At 71.8% G+C, this 19,456-nt stretch carries 18 protein-coding genes; 12 read left to right on the top strand and 6 right to left on the bottom strand.

Annotated elements, in window-relative coordinates; all coding sequences use genetic code 11:
* Window positions 1-27: 27 nt before the first annotated feature.
* The 5 genes from OIE53_RS00150 to OIE53_RS00170 all read left to right on the top strand — a co-directional run bounded on the left by OIE53_RS00150 (window position 28) and on the right by OIE53_RS00170 (window position 6,508).
* Window positions 28-891 carry a DegV family protein gene (locus OIE53_RS00150; RefSeq protein ID WP_327024510.1) on the top strand — a complete coding sequence of 288 codons (864 nt, stop codon included), beginning with the start codon at window positions 28-30 and terminating at the stop codon, window positions 889-891.
* A gap of 750 nt (window positions 892-1,641) precedes the next feature.
* Window positions 1,642-2,484 (top strand): helix-hairpin-helix domain-containing protein, encoded by an 843-nt coding sequence (locus tag OIE53_RS00155; protein WP_442791391.1) that lies wholly within the window; start codon window positions 1,642-1,644, stop codon window positions 2,482-2,484.
* A gap of 38 nt (window positions 2,485-2,522) precedes the next feature.
* Entirely contained in the window at window positions 2,523-4,934 is a 2,412-nt protein-coding gene (locus OIE53_RS00160; RefSeq protein ID WP_327026998.1) for a ComEC/Rec2 family competence protein, read from the top strand.
* A gap of 156 nt (window positions 4,935-5,090) precedes the next feature.
* Window positions 5,091-6,068, top strand: coding sequence for a DNA polymerase III subunit delta (holA, locus tag OIE53_RS00165; RefSeq protein WP_327024511.1), 978 nt, complete (start codon window positions 5,091-5,093; stop codon window positions 6,066-6,068).
* Complete coding sequence (locus OIE53_RS00170) at window positions 6,065-6,508, top strand: hypothetical protein (RefSeq protein ID WP_327024512.1); 444 nt, start codon at window positions 6,065-6,067, stop codon at window positions 6,506-6,508. The genes holA and OIE53_RS00170 overlap by 4 nt, the downstream gene beginning before the upstream one ends.
* 188 nt (window positions 6,509-6,696) lie before the next feature.
* Here OIE53_RS00170 and rpsT read toward each other — a convergent pair whose 3' ends face one another.
* Together rpsT and OIE53_RS00180 are read right to left on the bottom strand one after the other, a co-directional pair.
* Window positions 6,697-6,963 (bottom strand): 30S ribosomal protein S20, encoded by a 267-nt coding sequence (gene rpsT, locus OIE53_RS00175; protein WP_102659200.1) that lies wholly within the window; start codon window positions 6,961-6,963, stop codon window positions 6,697-6,699.
* A 237-nt stretch (window positions 6,964-7,200) separates the two neighbouring features.
* Window positions 7,201-8,097, bottom strand: coding sequence for a phosphotransferase family protein (locus OIE53_RS00180; RefSeq protein WP_327026999.1), 897 nt, complete (start codon window positions 8,095-8,097; stop codon window positions 7,201-7,203).
* 173 nt (window positions 8,098-8,270) lie between these two features.
* Between OIE53_RS00180 and OIE53_RS00185 the strand changes: the two genes are divergently transcribed.
* From OIE53_RS00185 to OIE53_RS00195, 3 genes are all read left to right on the top strand, one after another.
* Window positions 8,271-8,804: a DUF4240 domain-containing protein gene (locus OIE53_RS00185; RefSeq protein ID WP_327024513.1), complete on the top strand. Its 534-nt coding sequence runs from the start codon at window positions 8,271-8,273 to the stop codon at window positions 8,802-8,804.
* A gap of 94 nt (window positions 8,805-8,898) precedes the next feature.
* Complete coding sequence (gene lepA, locus OIE53_RS00190; RefSeq protein ID WP_327027001.1) at window positions 8,899-10,776, top strand: translation elongation factor 4; 1,878 nt, start codon at window positions 8,899-8,901, stop codon at window positions 10,774-10,776.
* Window positions 10,777-11,059: 283 nt separating this feature from the next.
* Window positions 11,060-11,347 (top strand): GlsB/YeaQ/YmgE family stress response membrane protein, encoded by a 288-nt coding sequence (locus tag OIE53_RS00195; protein ID WP_327024514.1) that lies wholly within the window; start codon window positions 11,060-11,062, stop codon window positions 11,345-11,347.
* A gap of 129 nt (window positions 11,348-11,476) precedes the next feature.
* Here OIE53_RS00195 and OIE53_RS00200 read toward each other — a convergent pair whose 3' ends face one another.
* From OIE53_RS00200 to OIE53_RS00210, 3 genes are all read right to left on the bottom strand, one after another.
* Entirely contained in the window at window positions 11,477-12,382 is a 906-nt protein-coding gene (locus OIE53_RS00200; RefSeq protein WP_327024515.1) for a phytanoyl-CoA dioxygenase family protein, read from the bottom strand.
* A 218-nt stretch (window positions 12,383-12,600) separates the two neighbouring features.
* Window positions 12,601-13,458, bottom strand: a complete 858-nt coding sequence (locus OIE53_RS00205) for a hypothetical protein (RefSeq protein ID WP_327024516.1) — start codon at window positions 13,456-13,458, stop codon at window positions 12,601-12,603.
* Window positions 13,459-13,581: 123 nt separating this feature from the next.
* Window positions 13,582-14,370, bottom strand: coding sequence for an enoyl-CoA hydratase-related protein (locus OIE53_RS00210; protein ID WP_327024517.1), 789 nt, complete (start codon window positions 14,368-14,370; stop codon window positions 13,582-13,584).
* A 20-nt stretch (window positions 14,371-14,390) separates the two neighbouring features.
* Between OIE53_RS00210 and hemW the strand changes: the two genes are divergently transcribed.
* Complete coding sequence (gene hemW / locus OIE53_RS00215; RefSeq protein WP_327024518.1) at window positions 14,391-15,614, top strand: radical SAM family heme chaperone HemW; 1,224 nt, start codon at window positions 14,391-14,393, stop codon at window positions 15,612-15,614.
* A 7-nt stretch (window positions 15,615-15,621) separates the two neighbouring features.
* Here hemW and OIE53_RS00220 read toward each other — a convergent pair whose 3' ends face one another.
* Window positions 15,622-16,242: a DUF4870 domain-containing protein gene (locus OIE53_RS00220; protein ID WP_327024519.1), complete on the bottom strand. Its 621-nt coding sequence runs from the start codon at window positions 16,240-16,242 to the stop codon at window positions 15,622-15,624.
* A 208-nt stretch (window positions 16,243-16,450) separates the two neighbouring features.
* On the opposite strand from OIE53_RS00220, the gene hrcA reads away from it, so the two are divergent.
* From hrcA to OIE53_RS00235, 3 genes are all read left to right on the top strand, one after another.
* The gene (hrcA, locus tag OIE53_RS00225) at window positions 16,451-17,473 is read left to right on the top strand and encodes a heat-inducible transcriptional repressor HrcA (protein WP_327024520.1); all 1,023 of its coding nucleotides are present in this window, start codon (window positions 16,451-16,453) and stop codon (window positions 17,471-17,473) included.
* A gap of 70 nt (window positions 17,474-17,543) precedes the next feature.
* Window positions 17,544-18,689: a molecular chaperone DnaJ gene (dnaJ, locus tag OIE53_RS00230; RefSeq protein WP_327024521.1), complete on the top strand. Its 1,146-nt coding sequence runs from the start codon at window positions 17,544-17,546 to the stop codon at window positions 18,687-18,689.
* Window positions 18,690-18,702: 13 nt separating this feature from the next.
* Window positions 18,703-19,437: a 16S rRNA (uracil(1498)-N(3))-methyltransferase gene (locus OIE53_RS00235; protein ID WP_327024522.1), complete on the top strand. Its 735-nt coding sequence runs from the start codon at window positions 18,703-18,705 to the stop codon at window positions 19,435-19,437.
* Window positions 19,438-19,456: the final 19 nt, after the last annotated feature.

Consider the following 19,456-nt stretch of genomic DNA (forward strand, 5'->3'; position numbering starts at 1 on the left):
CCGGCCCGATCCGCTACCGTGCCGGACATGCCCGTCGCGGTCGTGACCGACTCCACCACCTACCTTCCGCCCGAACTGGTGCCGGCGCACCGGTTGACCGTCGTGCCGCTGACCGTGGTGCTCAACGGTGTCGAAGGACTGGAGGGAGTGGAGGTCTTCCCGGCCGACGCCACCCGGGCCCTGAGCGCCCGGCGGGTCTCGGTGAGCACCTCCCGACCGTCGCCCGAACAGTTCGTCCAGACCTACGGCAGCCTGCTGGAGGCCGGCGCGCAGGGGGTCGTCTCGGTGCACCTGTCGGCCGGGCTATCCGGCACGGTCGAGGCCGCCGAGTTGGCGGCGGCGCAGTTCGGCGGCCGGGTGACCGTGGTGGACAGCCGCTCCTGCGGCATGGGGCTCGGCTTCCCGACCCTCGCCGCCTCCCGGGCCGCCGCCCAGGGCGCGGACCTGGCGGGGGTACGCGCCGCAGCCGTCGAGGCGGCCGGTCGCACCAGCACCTTCTTCTATGTCGACACCCTGGAACTGCTGCGCCGGGGCGGCCGGATCAACGCGGCTGAGGCGCTGCTCGGTACGGCCCTGTCGGTCAAGCCGATCCTGCACGTCTCCGACGGCGGCATCGTGCTCAAGGACAAGGTGCGTACCGCCAGTCGAGGGGCGGCCCGACTCGTCGATCTGGCCGTCGAGGCGGCCGACGACACCGCGGTGGATCTCGCCGTGCACCATCTCGCCGCCCCGCAACGCGCCGAACTCCTGCTGGAGGCGCTGACCGCCCGACTGGGTGACCAGCTGCACGACACGTACCTGACCGAGGCCGGTGCGGCCGTCGCCGCCCATGTCGGCCCCGGTCTGGCCTGCGTCGTCATCCACCGACGACCGGCCACCCCGACCACCTGAGCTGCCGCCCTCCTGCACCGGCGCTCCCCGGTCGGGCGGCTCCTGGTCGGGCGGTCCCCGGTCCGGCGGGCTCTGCCGGGCAGTTGCTAGTCGGGACCCTGGACGGGGTGCTCACTGTGCATCGACGACCGGATGTCGCAGCATCGCCTAGGGCCTGAGGTAGCGGCACCGCCCCGACCGAATGTCGCGGGCCCGCCCTGACCAGCGGCACCGCCTCGGCCGGGTACGGCGGCACGGACCCGACCTGGGGCAGTAGTACCGCCGATAGCACATCGTGGGCATGATCAGGGCGTTGTCCACAGGAGGCCGGTTGTCCACAGTGGGGACGGTCAGGGCCGGCCTGACCCGGCCCGGTCGTCCTAACCTCGCGCAGTGTCCAACGACGAGGAGACGGCGGTACGGGCGCGCCTGTGGCGACTGATGCCCGGCGCGGCCGAGCGTGGTGCCGACCTACCACCGACAGCGGTGCCGGGGGAATCGGCGACCGACCCGCGCTTCGGTGCCTCAGTCAGACCCTGGCCATCCGGCCTCGATTCGGTACCGCAGGCCGCCACGGTTGCGACCACCCCGTTGGAGTGGCCGACGGTGCCACTGCCTGTTCCGGCGCCCACCGGCCAGCAGCCACACACACCGACCGCCTCCGGGCCGACCGCCTCCGGACCGGTCACGGCCAGACGGGTCCGGTCGGCTCGGCCCGCCTGGGTCGATCCCGAACCGACCGACCCGGAGCCGCTGGCTGAACCGATGCCGCTGGCCGAGGCCGTGCCGCTGGTGGGGCCGGTGCCGTTGGCCGATGGTGTACCGCTGGCTGGGTCGGTGCCGCTGGTCGATCCCGGGTCGCCGGCGGACTCGGTGTCGATCGATACATCAGGGCAGGCGGGCGGCAGGGGAGTCGGGGGAGGTTCATCGGTCTGGCAGTCCGGGCCAGGGCACGAGCCGACCGAAGCCGCACCGGTGTCCCGGCTACCGGGGCCGGGTGCCTTCGATCCGGGTCGGCGGGGGGTACGGGCGCTGGCGGTCGTCGCGGTCCTGGTGGTGCTCGGGGCGGCCGGGTGGACCTGGCGCTCCCGACCACAGGTCGAGCCGGTCGCTGCCGTGACCGCTGCGCCCGCGCCGGACCCCTCGGACATTCCGGAGGACGGGTCGGCCGAGGGGGCGACCGGCGAGGTGGTCGTGGCGGTGGCGGGCAAGGTCCGTCGTCCGGGGCTGGTGCGCCTGCCGGCCGGTGCGCGGGTCGCCGATGCCGTCGAGGCGGCCGGTGGCGCGTTGCCCGGGGTGGACGTCGCCATGCTCAACCCGGCCCGCAAGGTCACCGACGGGGAGTTGATCGTGGTCGGGGTGGCGGCTCCCACCCCGGCGGCGGGCGCCGGCCCGGCAGCCGGTGGCGGTCCGGGCGCGGGCGGGCGGGTCAACCTGAACACCGCTAGCCAGGCCCAGTTGGAGACCCTGCCCGGGGTCGGGCCGGTGCTGGCCCGACGCATCATCGAGCACCGCGACCAGCACGGCGGCTTCCGGTCCGTCAGCGACCTGCGCCAGGTCAACGGCATCGGCGACGCGCGGTACGAGGAACTCAAAGACCTGGTGACGGTGTGAGGACGGACCGGCTCTCCACCTCCGGGCCGCCCTCACCGGTGCCCGGGAGCACCGGTCCCTTCGGGGCGATCGTCGACCCGAGCGGCGGGCAACCGCCTGACCTGCGGCTGGCCGGGCTGGCCGTGGCCGCCTGGCTCACCGCCCTGACCGGGCTGCATCTCGACGCCCGGCGGGCCCTGCTGCCGGCCGTCGTCGCTGCCGGCCTGGCCGGGCTGACGGTGCTGCACCTGCTCGGCTTCGTCGGTCGTCCCGGCACGGTGGCCCGGCGCTACGGCTGGATCGTGGTGGCCGTGCTGATCGGGGTGGTCTGCGGCGGCGCCGCCACCTCGGCCCGGCTGGCCGTACGCGACACCGAGCCGCTCCGCGCCCTCGTCGAGGACCGGGCCCAGGTCACCGCCGAACTGGTCGTCCGGGACGACCCACGGCCGGTACGCGGTGGCATCGTCGGCCGCCCACCCACCCTGCTGGTACGGACCAAGTTGGTGAGCGTCACCGGCCCGGCGGAGCAGCGGGTCACCGTACCCGCCCGGGTGCTGGTCCTCGCCGACGACCCGGCCTGGCGGCACCTGCTGCCCGGTCAACGTCTCACCGCAGCGGGGAAGTTGACCGCACCGCGCGGCGGTGACCTGACCGGCGCCGTACTGCTGGCCTCGGGCCCACCTGACCGGCTAGGGGAACCCTCAGCCCTGCAACGGGCGGCCGGTCGGCTCCGGGTCGGCCTGCAACAGGCGTGTGCACCGTTGCCGGACGAGCCGGGTGGCCTGCTGCCCGGGCTGGTGGTGGGGGACACCAGCCGGCTGCCCGAGGAGGTCGAGGAGGACTTCCGGGCCACCGGAATGACCCACCTCAACGCGGTGTCCGGGTCCAATGTCGCGATCGTCGTGGGGGCGGTGCTGCTGCTGGCCCGGTGGGCGCGGGCCGGGCCGGGTCTGGCGGCCGTCCTCTGCGGGGTGGCGCTGGTGGGCTTCGTCATCCTGGTCCGTCCCTCGCCGAGTGTGGTCCGGGCGGCCACCATGGGGGCGATCGGGCTTGCTGCGTTGGCCGCCGGCCGTCCCCGAGCGGCCGTGCCGGCCCTGGCCGCCGCCGTCGCGGTGCTGGTGCTTGTCGACCCCGATCTGGCCGGCGACGCCGGCTTCGCGCTGTCGGTGCTGGCCACCGGTGGTCTGTTGCTGCTCGCGCCCCGGTGGCGCGACGGGTTGCGGCGGCGGGGGGTACCACCGGGGGCGGCCGAGGCGCTGGCGGTGCCGGCTGCCGCGCAGTTGGCCTGTTCGCCGGTGATCGCCGGGCTGTCGGGCACCATCAGTCTGGTCGCGGTGCCGGCGAACCTGCTCGTGGTGCCGGCCATCGCCCCGGCGACCGTGCTCGGGGTGCTGTCCGCGACGGTGTCGCCGATCTGGCCCTTCGGTGCCGAGGTGGCCGCGTGGTTGGCGCACTGGCCGGCGTGGTGGCTGGTGCTGGTCGCCCGGTACGGCGCCCGCCTGCCGATGGGCAACCTGCCCTGGCCGGGTGGGGTGACCGGGGCCCTGCTGCTGGCCGGGCTGACCGTGGCCCTGTTGGTCGCCGTCCGGCGGCCGGTGGTGCGTCGCCTGGTGGCGGTGGGCACGGTCGCGGTGGTGCTCGGTGCCGTGCCGGTGCGGGTGATCGCGCCGGGCTGGCCGCCGAAGGGCTGGGTGATCGCGGTCTGCGCCGTCGGGCAGGGCGACACGGTGGTGTTGCCGGTGGCCCCCGGACGGGCGGTCGTGGTCGACGCCGGCCCGGACCCGCAGGCGGCGGACGCCTGCCTGCGCCGGCTCGATGTGCGCCGGGTTCCGCTGCTGGTGGTCAGCCACTTTCATGTCGACCACACCGGGGGTGTGGCGGGGGTCTTCCGGGGGCGGCAGGTAGACCTGGTGTCGACTCCGCAGTGGCCGGAGCCGGCCACCGGACGACAGCAGATCCACGATGCCGCCGAGGGTCGTGGCACCCCGGTGGTGCCCGTTGCGGCTGGGTGGCGGTATCAGGCCGGTGCCGTGGACCTTGTCGTGGTGGGACCCCCCTACCCGATGCGCGGGACCCGGTCGGACCCGAACAACAACTCCCTGATGCTGTTCGCCACGGTGGCCGGGGTGCGGATCATGCTCACCGGTGATGCCGAGACGGAGGAGCAGCAGGCCGTGCGGGAGCAGTTGCCGGCCCACCGGCTGCGGGCCGATGTGCTGAAGGTCGCCCACCACGGCAGCGCGTACCAGGATCCGGGTTTTCTGGACGCCATCGCCGCGAGGGTGGCCCTGGTGCCGGTGGGGGCGGGCAACACCTACGGGCATCCGAACGACGCGGTGCTGGCCAGGCTGGCCCGGGGCGGGGCGCGGGTGTTGCGTACCGACCTGGAGGGGGATGTGGCCGTGGTGCGCGATGGGGCCGGGCTGGCCGTGGTACCCGGCGGGGTAGACCTGAGTAGGTCCAGACCGTGAGCCGGATTCACCGCCGGTCGCGATAAAAGGCAGAAATTGACCCTAGCTTATGGGGATAAGCGGAGAATTGGGGGTATGTCGGGATTTGCGCTTTGTGCGGGGTCTGCTCGCACCGTACGGCCGACCCGACTGGACCGGGCTGGCGAGCGTGCGAATATGGGCGGCGTGACCGCCGCCAGTGCCGCTCCTATTGTGCTCGTCCTCGGTGACGAGGAGCTGCTCGCCACGCGTGCGGTGGCCCAAACGGTCGCCACCGCCCGGGCCGTCGATCCGGAGGTGGACGTCCGCGAGTACCAGGCCGGGCAGCTCACCGTCGGCGAGATCGACGAGATGCTCAGCCCGTCGCTGTTCGGGGGCCGCCGGGTGCTGGTGCTGCGGTCCGGTCAGGACGCCCGCAAGGACCTGGTCGCGGCCCTGCTGGCGTACGCGAAGAATCCCGACCCGGATGTGCAGCTCATCGTGCAGCATCTCGGCGCGGCCAAGGGCAAGGCCTTCGCCGACGGGCTGAAGGCAGCCGGTGCCCAGATCATGCCCGCCGCCAAACTCAAGGGGCACCGGGACCGGGTGGCCTTCGTCCGGGACGAGTTCCGGCGGGCCGGCGGCCGGTGCGCAGACGACGCCGCCGAGGCGTTGATCGCCGCGGTCGGCAACGATCTGCGGGAGCTGGCTGCGGCCTGTGCCCAGCTGATCGCCGACATCGACGGTCGGATCAGCGCCGATACCGTGTCCCGCTACTACCGGGGCCGGGTGGAGGTGAGCGGCTTCACCGTGGCTGACGCCACCATGGTCGGTGACGTGCCGGGGGCGCTGGAGGCCCTGCGCTGGGCCCTGCACGTCGGGGTGGACCCGGTGCCGATCGCAGACGCTCTCGCCGACGGCATCCGTACGGTCGCCCGGGTCGCCTCCGCAGGGCGGGGCAGCCCGTACCAGTTGGCCAGCAGCCTGGGCATGCCGCCGTGGAAGGTCGAGCGGGCCCAGCGGCAGGCGCGTGGCTGGACGCCGGAGGGGTTGGTCCAGGCGATGCAGGCGGCGGCCGAGTGCAACGCGGCGGTCAAGGGCGGGTCGGACGATCGGGCGTACGCGCTGGAGCGGGCCGTCTTCTCGGTAGCCGCCGCGCGGGGCGGCGCCAGATGAGCGGAGCCCTGCGTGGTTCCTGGGCCACGATCTCGGCCGACCAGCAGCGTTACCGGCCGCTCTACGCCCGGGCGCTCGGGCTGCGGGTCGTCAACCCGGGTGGGGTGCTCTGCTTCGTCTTCTTCGAAGGGGCGATCGCCCTGGCGACCCTGCTGGTCCTGGCCGAGTTGGTCACCTGGTGGGCGGTCGTGGTGCTCCCCGCGGCGGTGGCTGTCATGGTCAAGCTCAACGACCTGGTGGCCGCGGCGGTGATCCGCTCGGCGGCAGCCGTACCCGAGCAGGAACGCGACCGGTTCCGGCGGCAGATGGAACCGGTAGTCGGGCGGGCCCAGGTCGACTGGCTGCCGCACAGCGTGCCCGGGGTGGTGCTCCGGGTGGAGCCTGCGGACAGTGTCGAGCCGATCGACCGCACCGCCGGCACCGACAAACCGAGACCGTAAACAGCCGCCCGGCCGAGGCCGTGGTAGCGGCCAGCCAGCGCCGTAAGCAGCGGCCGAGCCGAGACAGTGAGTAGCCGCCGAGCCGAGCCGGATCGAAAAGCCACCGGGGCCGTGGTCACCGCTGGAGCACGAGCGTAAGCCCCGGGGCACCCGGCCCCGGGGCTTACGTCAGGTCTGCGGTCGTCCGCTCAGGAGGCGAGCGACGCCACGCGCTTGGCGATCGCCGACTTGCGGTTCGCCGCCTGGTTGGCGTGGATGACGCCCTTGCTGGCCGCCTTGTCCAGCTTCCGGGAGGCGTCCTGCATCAGCGCGGTGGCCTTCTCGGCGTCACCGGCCTCAGCAGCCTCGTGGAACTTGCGGATGGCGGTCTTCAGCGACGACTTGACCGACTTGTTACGCAGCCGGCGCTTCTCGTTCTGCCGGTTGCGCTTGATCTGGGACTTGATGTTCGCCACGCGACAGCCTCGTCTTGATAGCTCGGGTTGGTCAGCTTGTGCGCGCGACGAGCATGCGTCATCGCTGCGCGAAGAGCCAGGTTACCAGGTCAGTTCGGACGGGCCAAAACGGCACCCGACCCACGCCGGGGCGCGGCCCGGGCCCACCATACCTGGCTCGCCGCGAGACCGGGTGCCACCCCGGGCCCACCTGCGGCAGCCCTCCACGGCCCTGGTCGCCCTCGACCGGAGACCCGGTCAGCTCCATCCCTGGCGGCGGGCCAGCCAGGCCAGGGCCTGCTCGCCGGTCCACCGCTGGTGGGCGGGGAGTTGGGCCGAGGCGGTCGGTGGGGCAGCGGCGGCGGCGGTCAGGTGGTAGCCGGCCAGGGCGGCCAGGGTCACGTCCAGCGCGTCCGCAGGCGCGTCGGCGGCGGCCGGGTGGGTGGCGAACCGGGCGTCCACCTCCAGTCCGCTGGCGTACCCGGTGATCAGCAGGCCGACCAGGTCGAACCAGGCCGGTCCGTGACACAGCCAGGTCCAGTCGCAGAACCAGGCCGTTCGGTCGGCGCCGATCAGGACGTTGTCCACCCGCAGGTCACCGTGGGTCAGGCCGGTCGCTTCGGCGGCGTACCCGGGCAGTTTCGACTCCAGCGCGACCAGCTCGGTCAGCCGGCCGACCGCCGAGGCCGGTAGCGGCGGGGTCGGTTCCCGGCCGGCGGCCACCTCGCCCCACCAGAGGATGTCCTCCCGGGCCAGGTCGGCCAGGTGGGGCAGCCCGAGACCGGCGAGTTCGGTCGGGGGGTCGGCGAGGGCGGCGGCGATGTCGACGTAGCCGGTCAGGGTGGCGTCCAGCTCTGCCGGGTCCCACGGCAGCCGGGGGGTGTGTCCCTCGACCGGGTCCAGGCACAGGGCGTACCAGCCGGCCTCCCACAGGGTCCAGCGCAGTCCCGGCACGGGCAGGCCGGCGGGTAGCCGGGCGAGGATGGCGGCCTCCCGGGCGTACCAGTCGACCAGGTGAGGCTGCTCGGCGCGGGCCGCGGCCTTCACGAAGGCGCTGCCACCCTCGGCGGTGCGCAGCACTGCGGCGAAACCCCGGGTGAAGCCGGCGGTGGCTACCCGGGCCTCGACCACCGGGGCGCCGAGGCGGGCCGACATGGCGGCCCGGACCGCCGCCGGCAGGGCCGCCCAGCCGGGCCGCTGGGCGGTGGCGTGGTACGGCACGGGCGGGTTGCTCACCCGACCATGCTGCCCGGTGGCGGCGACCTGGGGGGACCCGACCGCCCGGCAAGGTGCGGTGACCGCCGGGGCGTCTGTCAGACTGCCAGGCCATGAGGACCGACGACTTCTGGCAGTTGATCGACAGGGCTCGGTCCGGCGGGGGAGAGCCGAGCGCCGTCGCCGCCCGGGCGGTCGCGCTGCTCGCCGCCCGCGACCCCGAGGAGATCGTCGGGTACGCCCACCATCAGCGACGGGTGCTGAGCGCTTCCTACCGGGTGGACCTGTGGGGTGCCGCGTACCTGATCAACGGGGGTGCCTCCGACGACGGGTTCGAGTACTTCCGGGGCTGGCTGATGACCCAGGGCAGGGAGGTCTTCGCCCGCGCGGTGGCCGACCCGGACTCCCTGGCCGAGTTGCCCCGGGTGCGATCGGCCGCCCTCAGCGGCGAGGAGTTCGAGTGCGAGGACATGCTGGCGGTGCCGTGGGACGCGTATCGCAAGGCGACCGCTACCGATCTGCCCACCGATCGGGAGTCGCCGCCGGTGCCGGACCTGAACGACTTCTGGGACTTCGACGACGCCGACGAGGCCCGGCGCCGGTTGCCCAGGCTGGCGGCCCTCTTCGTCGAGCCACCTCAGGAGTGACGGACGCCCGGCCGATGCTCGGCGGGGACGTGGGAGCATAGAGGGGGCCGGCATGAGCCGGCCTGCTCACGTCAGCCGACCAGAACGGACCGCTGTGCCACCGACGCTCGATACCGGCGCGAACGCTCCTGGTGCCACCGACCCGGGGCGGATCAGGAACTTCTGCATCATCGCCCACATCGACCATGGGAAGTCGACCCTGGCCGACCGGATGTTGCAGCTCACCGGTGTGGTCGACCCTCGGCAGATGCGTGCGCAATACCTCGACCGGATGGACATCGAGCGCGAGCGCGGCATCACCATCAAGAGCCAGGCCGTACGCATGCCGTGGACCATCCGCGATGGTGAGCGGGCCGGCGAGCAGGCCGTACTCAACATGATCGATACCCCGGGGCACGTGGACTTCACCTACGAGGTGTCCCGCTCCCTGGCCGCCTGCGAGGGCGCGATCCTGCTGGTCGACGCCGCCCAGGGCATCGAGGCCCAGACCCTGGCCAACCTGTATCTGGCCCTTGAGAACGACCTGCGCATCATTCCGGTGCTCAACAAGATCGACCTGCCGGCCGCCCAGCCGGAGAAGTACGCCGAGGAACTGGCCCACCTGATCGGCGGGGACCCGGCGGACTGCATCAAGGTCTCCGGCAAGACCGGCGAGGGGGTGCCGTACCTGCTCGACGAGATCGTCCGGCAGTTCGTCCCGCCGGTCGGTGACGCCGAGGCCCCCGCCCGGGCGATGATCTTCGACTCGGTGTACGACGTCTACCGGGGTGTGGTCACCTACGTCCGGGTGATCGACGGGCGGATCAGCGCCCGGGACCGGATCAAGATGATGTCCACCGGCGCGGTCCACGAGCTGCTGGAGATCGGGGTCATCTCGCCGGAGATGGTGAAGTCCGACGCCCTGGGTGTCGGGGAGGTCGGCTACCTGATCACCGGGGTGAAGGACGTCCGGCAGTCCCGGGTGGGTGACACGGTCACCATCAACGGGCGCCCGGCGGCCGAGCCGCTCGGCGGCTACAAGGACCCCAAGCCGATGGTCTACTCGGGTCTGTACCCGATCGACGGGTCGGACTACCCGGCCCTGCGGGACGCCCTGGACAAGCTCAAGCTCAACGACGCCGCACTGACCTACGAGCCGGAGACCTCCGGTGCGCTGGGCTTCGGGTTCCGCTGCGGCTTCCTCGGCCTGCTGCACCTGGAGATCATCGGGGAGCGGCTGGAGCGGGAGTTCAACCTGGATCTGATCTCCACCGCCCCCAACGTGGTCTACCGGGCCATCTCTGAGGACGGCCAGGAGGTCGTGGTCACCAACCCGAGCGAGTACCCCACCGGCAAGATCGCCGAGGTGTACGAGCCGACCGTGCGGGCCAGCGTGCTGACCCCGAACGACTACGTCGGCGCGGTGATGGAACTGTGCCAGAGCCGTCGAGGCAGCCTGCTCGGCATGGAGTACCTCTCCGCCGACCGGGTGGAGCTGCGCTACACCCTGCCGCTGGCGGAGATCATCTTCGACTTCTTCGACCAGCTCAAGAGCCGCACCAAGGGCTACGCCTCGCTGGACTACGAGCCCACCGACGAGCAGGCGTCCGACCTGGTGAAGGTCGACATCCTGCTGCACGGCGAGCCGGTGGACGCCTTCAGCGCCATCGTGCACAAGGACAAGGCGTACGCCTACGGCACCACGATCGCCGCCAAGCTGCGCAACCTGATCCCGCGCCAGCAGTTCGAGGTGCCGATCCAGGCCGCCATCGGCAGCCGGGTCATCGCCCGGGAGACCATCCGGGCGATCCGCAAGGACGTGCTGGCCAAGTGCTACGGCGGTGACATCAGCCGTAAGCGCAAGCTGCTGGAGAAGCAGAAGGAAGGCAAGAAGCGGATGAAGATGGTGGGCCGGGTGGAGGTCCCCCAGGAGGCCTTCATCGCCGCCCTGTCCTCCGACTCCGGCGACGGCAAGGCCGCCGGCAAGAAGTAGCCGCGCCGCGTACGCGGGCTGCGGAAGATCCCCGAAGGCACCGCCGGTCGATCCGACCGGCGGTGCCTTCGTCGTGCGGGCTGGTCCGGAGGTGGTCACCGTTTCGGCGCAATGACGGTTGCCGAGGTGTCGGGTGACCCCCATTGCGCCGAAACGGCGTGTTGACCACGACGCGCGGCCTGAGTCAGGTGGGCCGGTTTGAGAACTTCGAGGGTCGGGCATTAGGCGGTCACGACAGAAAAAACCACGAACGTGGATCGGCCTTTTGTGAAGGAGAGCGACCATGGAGTTCACTGTCTGGGGCATCATCACCGCGCTGATCGTCGGTCTGATCATCGGCGCCCTGGGCCGCCTGGTGGTGCCGGGCCGTCAGCCCATGCCGATCTGGCTGCACATGCTCATCGGTGTCGGTGCCGCCCTGCTCGGTACCGTGATCGCCCGTGCCTCCGGCTTCGCCGAGACCGCCGGTATCGACTGGCGGGAGCTGATGCTCCAGGTGCTGCTGGCCGCCATCGCGGTCGCGCTGGTCGCCGGGGTCGGCCGCAACCGCCGGGGAGTCACCCACCGGTAAAACTGATCACGGAAAAGGCACCCGACCATCCGGTCGGGTGCCTTTTCGTTCGCTGTACACCCCACCGGGGGTGTTAAGAAGGGCACCCTTTAGTACGCGAGGCGTTAATAAGGTGCCCTTCCTTACCGCTTAGCGGAGCCAGGGGATGTTGCGGTTGAGCAGACCCCGCTCCTTGAGTTCCTTGCGCAGCGGAATCTCGTCGTCGATGTAGCCGTCCCAGTTGATGCCCCAGTAGTTCGCGGTGTGGGTGCCCTCACCGCAGAGCTGACGCTGCACCGGGGTGCGGTTGGCCCACCACTCGCCGTCCTTGTCGATGTGCAGCTCGTCGAGGGGACGGATCCACCGGTAGGTGTAGCCGACAAAGAGCATCTTGCGGGTGATGGTCGACAGGTTCGTCGACCGCGAGTGCCACTGACGACGGTCGAAGATGAAGGCGTCGCCCGGGTTGGCGGTGATCTCGACCGTGCCCTCCGGGTCCGGGTTGTGCACCGTGGTGTCCGCCGGGCGGGGCAGCGAGTTCCACAGGTGGCTGCCCGGGATGACCTTGGTGGCACCGCGACCGGTCTCCGACAGGTCGGAGAGCACGTAGGCGACCTTCAGCGAGAACATCGGCCGGGGCAGGTTCGGGTCCATCGTCTCCGGGTCGGAGTTCTGCCGGTACCCGTCCTGGTGCCACCCCCAGTACGGCTTCTCCGGCTCCAGGGCCGGCGGGGTGACGTCGAGGTGGTTGTGGTGGCTGTAGATGTTCCACCCGGCCAGGCCCCACATGTACGGGAAGGCGATCGGGTGGGTGAGCAGGTCACCGAAGAGCTCGTCGCGCTCAAGGAAGCCCAGCAGGTGCAGGGTGCCGTCCTTGGTGGTGTTGCCCTTGGCCTGCTCCTCGGCGTACACCCGGTCGACCGCGGCTTCGAGGGCGGCCCGGTGGTCCTCGGTCAGGACGTTGCGCAGCAGGAGAAAGCCCTGCTCATGGAACTCCTTGCGGTCGACGTCACTGATCGGTTCATAGCCGGTGCGGTCGCCGTAGTCGAATGCCACGTCGTACCCTCCCCATGAGGTGAAACCATTTCTGGCACAGGTGGCCGATCGTAACGCCCCTTCGCGCCGACCCGGGGACCACCCGCATCGATCCTGACAGCAACGGTCACCCAACGCACCTGGGCGACTACCGCTGGCTACTCAGAGTGTAATCGGCGGCGGGTTGGAGACGAATTGACGGATTTTGCGGTTACTGCGGGTAAGGAGTTCGAGGTCTCTCAGGAGTCCCCGAACACCTCGGCGACGACCTCGGCGGACTGCCGTGAACCGTCACCCACCCGGCTCCACGAACCGCCCCGGTTGGTCCACTCCAGGTCGCCGAACCGCACCCGCTTCACCCCGTGATCGGTGGCGTGGGCGACCAGCCAGTGCGCGTACCGCCAGCCCTCGAGCTGGTTGGCCGCGGCGACCGTCAGCCCGCTGGCCGTGGTCGCCGCGGCGGTCAGCCCCCAGTCCAGGCTCAGCCCCTTGGTCAGGGCGGTCGCGGCAGCCTCCCCCCGCATCGCCGGATCACCCCCGAAGGTGCAGACCACCGCGCCGGTGGCGTGGCCCAGCAGCGCCCGGGTGAGCACCTCCGACTCGTCGGCCCACTTCTCGTACGCCTCCGGGAAGGCCGAACGCTGCACCTTCTGCGCCGCGTCGGTGACCCGCATGTCCTGCCAGCCGCGCACCTTCTTCAGCGCCGAATAGAACCGGTCGGCCGCGTACCGGGGGTCCTGGATCTGCTTCGGGGTGCCCCACCCCTGGCTGGGTCGCTGCTGGAACAGGCCCACCGAGTCGCGGTCCCCGTCGGCCAGGTTGCGTAGCCCGGACTCCTGGTAGGCGGTGGCCAGCGCCACCACCACCGCCCGGTCCGGAAGCTCGTGCTGGATGCCGATGGCCGCGATGGTCGCCGCGTTGGCCATCTGATGGGCGTCCAGGGTCACCTTCCCGTCGGCCTGCACGGTGCACGCCCGGCTGGCCAGCGGCAACCGCAGCCGCTCTCCCACCTGCCGCATGCCGAGCACGATGCCGGCCACCGCGACCAGCACGACGACCAGGAAACCCGCCACGACCACCCGAGTGCGCACCCACACCTCCCGTACGACGTCCGCGCAAAAGCGTACGTCCCTCGCCGCTCGATCTGGATCATCCGACCAGTTCCGTCACGAAGCGCGTCATCCGCGCGGGAAGGGAAGTTCCCCGTTACCGACCGATCCTCACCTGTCGAGTTCGGCCACCCAGCGCGCGGGGCGCTTCTCCCGGAAGGCCATGACCCCCTCGATGCCGTCGCCGGACAGGAAGTACCGGGTGGACAGGGTGCTCAACGCCGCCAACTCCTCGCCCAGGTCGGTGGCGGGCGGCCGGCGCAGCAGCTCCTTGGCCCCGGCCAACGCCGAGGGGGCACCGCGTACCAGGGAGTCGCAGTAGCGCTGCACCGCGGCGTCCAGCTCCTGCGCCGGCACTGCCGCCGTGACCAGACCGATCTGCGCCGCCCGCAGGCCGTCGAAGGTGTCCCCGGTCAGGTACAACTCGGCAGCCGCCCGAGGATGCAGCCGAGGCAGCACGGTCGCCGAGATCACCGCCGGGATCACCCCGATGCGTACCTCGGTGAAGGCGAAGGTGGCCTCGGCGGCGCAGACCGCCAGGTCGGCCGCCGCGATCAGGCCCAGACCCCCGGCCCGGGCCGGTCCGGCCACCCGGGCCAGCACGGGCTTCGGGCACTCCCAGACCGCCGCCAGGACCTCACCCAGCATCCCGGCCGGCACGGTCCCGCTGGCGTACGCCGCCGCCGTCTCCTTCAGATCCGCCCCGGAACAGAAGACCGGGCCGGTGTGGTCCAGCACGATCACCCGGACGGTGTCGTCGGCGACCGCGGCACGCAGCCCGGCCAGCAGTTCGGTCATCAACGGAGTGGAGAGCGCATTGCGGTTGTGCGGGCTGTCCAGGGTGAGGGTGCTCACCCCGCGGGCCGTGGTGACCCGCACCAGCGCGTCGGGAGAGGTCATGGGAGGGCACACTAGTGGCCATGCCCGGCGTCCTTCCAGCAGGCGAACCCGTCCCGGCCGACGGGTCGCTGCCCGCCTCAGCCCTGACCAGAGTCGATGAGGGCGGCTTCGGGGTGTACGTGCACGTGCCCTTCTGCGCCAGTCGCTGCGGCTACTGCGACTTCAACACCTACACCGCGCAGGAGTTGGGCGGCGGCGCCAGCCGGGACAGCTACGCCGACACCGTGCTGGCCGAGTTGACCCTCGCCGCGCGGGTGCTGGGCGAGCGCCCACCCCGCCGAGTGGAGACCGTCTTCGTCGGCGGGGGGACCCCCACCCTGCTGCCCGCCGAGGACCTGGCCCGCATCCTCGACGCCATCGACCGCACCTGGGGGCTGGCCGCCGACGCCGAGGTGACCACCGAGGCCAACCCGGAGTCGGTCACCCCGGCCTCCCTGAAGGAGCTGCGGGCCGCCGGCTACACCCGGATCTCGCTGGGCATGCAGTCGGTCGCCCCGGGGGTGCTCGCCGTGCTCGACCGCCGGCACAGCGCCGGCCGGGCCACGGCCGCCGCCCTGGAGGCTCGGGAGGCCGGGTTCGACCACGTCAACCTGGATCTGATCTACGGTACGCCGGGGGAGCGCCCGGAGGACTTCGCCGCCTCCCTGGAGCAGGTCGTGACGGCGGGGGTCGACCACGTCAGCGCGTACGCCCTGATCGTCGAGGACGGCACCCGGCTGGCCGCGCGGATGCGTCGGGGGGAGCTGCCCTACCCGGACGACGACGTCGCCGCGGACCGCTACCTGGCCGCCGAGGCCGCCCTCGAGGCGGCCGGTTTCTCCTGGTACGAGGTGTCCAACTGGGCCCGTACGCCGTCGGCCCGGTGCCGGCACAACCTGCTCTACTGGACCGGCGGCAACTGGTGGGGCCTGGGACCGGGGGCGCACAGCCATGTCGGTGGGGTGCGCTGGTGGAACGTCAAACATCCCACCGCGTACGCCCAACGCCTGGCCGCCGGGCAATCACCTGGCCTGGCCCGGGAGGTGCTGACCCCCGACGAGGCCCGGATGGAGGAGGTCATGCTCCGGCTGCGGCTGGCCGAGGGCCTGTCCCTGGAGGTGCTGGACGACCCCGGTCGGGCGGCTGCGGCGCGGGCGGTGACCGACGGCCTGCTGGCCGCCCTCGACTACGCGGCCGGCCGCGCGGTGCTGACCCTGCGCGGCCGGCTGCTCGCCGACGCCGTGGTGCGTGACCTGCTGCCCTAGCTGCCGATCAGCCCTTAACGAAGGAGTAGCTCATCGGGTAGCGGTAGAGGACACCCTCGTTGGCCTTGACCCCGGCGATGATGCCGAAGATCACCGGGATGATCCAGACCAGCAGCGGGACGAAGAACAGAATGCCGCAGGTGATCGCGGTGAGCACCCAGCTCAGCAGCCCGACGATCGCCCAGGTGAGCTGGAAGTTGAGGGCCGCGACGGCGTGTGCCCGTACGGTCGGGGACTGCTGCCCACGGGTCATGTTCGCGATCAGCGGCGCCACCCAGCCGAGCAGGCCACCACCGATGAACACGCCGAGCGGACCGCCGAAGTGGGCGATGAGAGCCCAGGTCTTGTCCTCGTTGGTGCCGTACCCGCCCCCGGGCGCGCCGTAGCCGCCTCCCGGCGCGCCATAGCCCCCGGTCGGGTAACCGACACCGGGCGGAGGGTAGCCGCCGGGCGGCGGATAACCACCCGGGGGCGGATAGCCGGCCGACGAGGGCTGGTCACCGGGGGGTGGGTAGCCACCGGGCGGGGGATAACCGCCGGGCGGCGGGTAGCCGCCCTGGCCAGACGATCCGGACACCGGGGCGGTGGGATCGTCGCCGTAATCTGGGGGACGAGGTGGTTCGGTCATGGACCTCACCGTAGGTGTCAGCGGCAATGGCGCACCATAGCGACACCGGCGAGTGTCACGTCGCCGATCGGCCCTCGGACAGCTCCACTTCTTGATCATCGCGCTGGCGGGGGGCCTCGACGTAGACTGGCACTCGCTACAGTCGAGTGCCAGGGTGCCTATTCGGCGACGGTGACGCTCGACACTGACCTGCGACAGGAGGTGGGAGATGGGTCTCGACGACCGCAAGCTCGCCGTACTGCGGGCGATTGTCGAGGACTACGTCGCCACCCAGGAGCCGGTCGGCAGCAAGGCGCTGGTCGAGCGGCACCAGCTCGGTGTCTCACCGGCCACCGTCAGAAACGACATGGCCGTGCTGGAGGAGGAGGGCTACATCCGGCAGCCGCACACCAGTGCCGGCCGGGTGCCCACCGACCGCGGCTACCGGCTCTTCGTCGACCGGTTGAGCCGGGTCAAGCCGCTGAGCCCGGCCGAACGCCGGGCGATCGAGCGGTTCCTGGCCGGGGCGGTGGACCTCGACGACGTGGTGCACCGCACCGTGCGGCTGCTGGCTCAACTGACCCGGCAGGTCGCCGTGGTGCAGTACCCCAGCCTGGCCCGCTCCCGGGTGCGCCACCTGGAACTGGTGCCCATCTCGACCACCCGACTGATGCTGGTCGTGATCACCGACACCGGGCGGGTCGAGCAGCGGCTGGTCGAACTGCCCGCCCCGATCGCCGCGGACGACGTGCTGGACCTGCGCCGGACGGTCAACGAGAAGCTGGTCGGCATCCAGCTGTCGGAGACCCCGCCCCTGGTGCAGACCCTCATCGACGAGTGTGGGCCACACCTGCGGCCGGCCATGACCACCCTGTCCACCGTGCTGCTGGAGACACTGGTCGAGCGGCACGAGGAGCGGATCGCGCTGGCCGGCACCGCCAACCTGGCCCGCGGTGGCCTGCTGGACTTCCAAGGTTCGCTGCGGCCGATCCTGGAGGCCCTCGAAGAGGAGGTCGTCCTGCTCAAACTCATCGGTGAGGTTGAGCCGAGCACCCTGCGGGTGCGCATCGGGGACGAGAACAAGATCGACAACCTGCGGGCGGCCTCCGTGGTCAGCACCGGCTACGGACCGGGGGAGACCATCGTCGGGGGAATGGGCGTACTGGGGCCGACCCGGATGGACTACCCCGGGACCATCGCCACGGTGAGGGCCGTGGCACGCTACGTGGGCGAGCTGCTGGCCCAGAACTGATCAGTCAGGGCCGACGGTGGGCTGCCGCCGACCGGCGTAATGCGAGACGAACACGAGGACACGGAACGCAGTGGCCAGGGACTACTACGGCATTCTCGGCGTCAGCCGAGGAGCCTCCGATGACGAGATCAAGCGCGCCTACCGCAAGCTGGCGCGGCAATTCCACCCGGATGTCAATCCGGACCCGGAGGCACAGGAGAAGTTCAAGGACATCAACGCCGCGTACGAGGTTCTCTCGGACGATCGGAAGCGGCAGATCGTCGACCTCGGTGGCGACCCGTTGGCCCCGGGCGGCGGCGGTGCCGGTGGACCGGGCGGGCCCGGTGGCACCGGTCCCTTCGTCGGCTTCCAGGACATCATGGACGCCTTCTTCGGCGGGGCGACCGGCGCGGGCCGGGGGCCGCGACCGCGTACCCGGCCCGGTGCCGACGCGATCCTGCGGCTGGAACTGGACCTCCAGGAGACCGCCTTCGGGGTGGAGGCACCGATCACGGTGGACACCGCCGTGCTGTGCAGCACCTGCTCTGGTGCGGGTACCGCCGCCGGCACCCACCTGGCCACCTGCGAGGCGTGCGGTGGCCGGGGTGAGGTGCAGTCGGTGCAGCGCACCTTCCTCGGTCAGGTGGTCTCCGCCCGGCCCTGCACGGTCTGCCAGGGTTACGGCACCACCATCCCGCACCCCTGCCCGACCTGTGCCGGTGACGGCCGGGTCCGGACCCGCCGGTCGCTGACGGTGAAGATCCCGGCCGGGGTGGAGGACGGGATGCGGATCCGCCTGGCCCAGCAGGGTGAGGTCGGTCCGGGCGGTGGTACCGCCGGTGACCTCTACGTCGAGATCCACGAGCGGCCCCACGACGTCTTCTCCCGCAAGGGCGACGACCTGCACTGCCGGGTCACCGTGCCGATGACCGCCGCGGCGCTGGGCACCCGGCTGACCATCAAGACCCTCGACAGTGAGGAGCCGGTCGACGTCAAGCCCGGCACCCAGCCGGGCAGCACCCTGCGGCTACGGGCCCGAGGCGTACCCCACCTGCGCGGCACCGGCCGAGGTGACCTCTACGTCCACCTCGACGTGCGCACCCCGACCAAGCTCGACGCCGACCAGGAGCGGATGCTGCGGGACTTCGCCAAGACCCGTGGCGAGGAGGTCGCCGAGCTGACCAAGCAGGGCGGCTTCTTCTCCCGGATGCGCGACGCCTTCAACGGCCACGCCTGACCGGCTCCGTCTCGTGTCCGCTCCGCTGTTCCTGGTCGAGTCGCTGCCGGTCGCCGACTCGATGGTGCTCGACGGCCCCGAGGGGCACCACGCCGCCACCGTGCAACGGCTGCGGGTCGGTGAGGCACTGCTGCTCGGCGACGGCCGGGGCGGCACGGCCACCGCCGTGGTCACCGCCGTCGGCCGGGGCACCCTGGACATCGAGATCACCAGCCGGGGGTACGTCGACGCGGCGAACCCCCGACTGGTGGTGGTGCAGGGCATCGCCAAGGGCGACCGGGGTGAACTGGCCGTACAGGCGATGACCGAGGCGGGAGTCGACGAGATCGTCCCCTGGGCCGCCGGCCGGTCGGTGGCGCAGTGGCGCGGTGACCGGGGGGTACGGGCCCGGGGCAAGTGGGTGGCCACGGCCCGGGAGGCGGCGAAACAGGCCCGCCGGGCGTGGCTGCCGGTGGTGGCGGGCGCCCCGGACGAGTCAACCGGCTCGGTCAGCCGCCGGATCGCCGGTGCCGCCGCCGGGTACGTCCTGCACGAGGAGGCGACCGACCGGCTGACCACTGTCGAGTTGCCCGAGGCGGGTGAGATCGTGCTGGTGGTCGGCCCCGAGGGCGGCATCACCCCGGCCGAGCTGGCAACCTTCCAGGAGGCTGGCGCGCACCCGGTCCGCCTGGGCCCCTCGGTGCTGCGTACCTCCACCGCCGGGGTGGCCGCCCTGGCCGTCCTGGCCACCCGCCTCCTGCGCTGGTAGACCCGCCCGCTGCCCGCTG

Source organism: Micromonospora sp. NBC_01739, from assembly GCF_035920385.1.
Classification (GTDB): domain Bacteria; phylum Actinomycetota; class Actinomycetes; order Mycobacteriales; family Micromonosporaceae; genus Micromonospora.

What these genes read in the sequence shown, in the direction of transcription:
- OIE53_RS00150 (WP_327024510.1), top strand. Translation starts at nt 28, where the DNA reads ATGCCCGTCGCGGTCGTGACCGACTCCACCACCTACCTTCCGCCCGAA.
- holA (WP_327024511.1), top strand. Translation starts at nt 5,091, where the DNA reads ATGGGCGGCGTGACCGCCGCCAGTGCCGCTCCTATTGTGCTCGTCCTC.
- OIE53_RS00170 (WP_327024512.1), top strand. Translation starts at nt 6,065, where the DNA reads ATGAGCGGAGCCCTGCGTGGTTCCTGGGCCACGATCTCGGCCGACCAG.
- OIE53_RS00180 (WP_327026999.1), bottom strand. Translation starts at nt 8,097, where the DNA reads ATGTCGGCCCGCCTCGGCGCCCCGGTGGTCGAGGCCCGGGTAGCCACC.
- OIE53_RS00185 (WP_327024513.1), top strand. Translation starts at nt 8,271, where the DNA reads ATGAGGACCGACGACTTCTGGCAGTTGATCGACAGGGCTCGGTCCGGC.
- OIE53_RS00195 (WP_327024514.1), top strand. Translation starts at nt 11,060, where the DNA reads ATGGAGTTCACTGTCTGGGGCATCATCACCGCGCTGATCGTCGGTCTG.
- OIE53_RS00210 (WP_327024517.1), bottom strand. Translation starts at nt 14,370, where the DNA reads ATGACCTCTCCCGACGCGCTGGTGCGGGTCACCACGGCCCGCGGGGTG.
- hemW (WP_327024518.1), top strand. Translation starts at nt 14,391, where the DNA reads ATGCCCGGCGTCCTTCCAGCAGGCGAACCCGTCCCGGCCGACGGGTCG.
- OIE53_RS00220 (WP_327024519.1), bottom strand. Translation starts at nt 16,242, where the DNA reads ATGACCGAACCACCTCGTCCCCCAGATTACGGCGACGATCCCACCGCC.
- hrcA (WP_327024520.1), top strand. Translation starts at nt 16,451, where the DNA reads ATGGGTCTCGACGACCGCAAGCTCGCCGTACTGCGGGCGATTGTCGAG.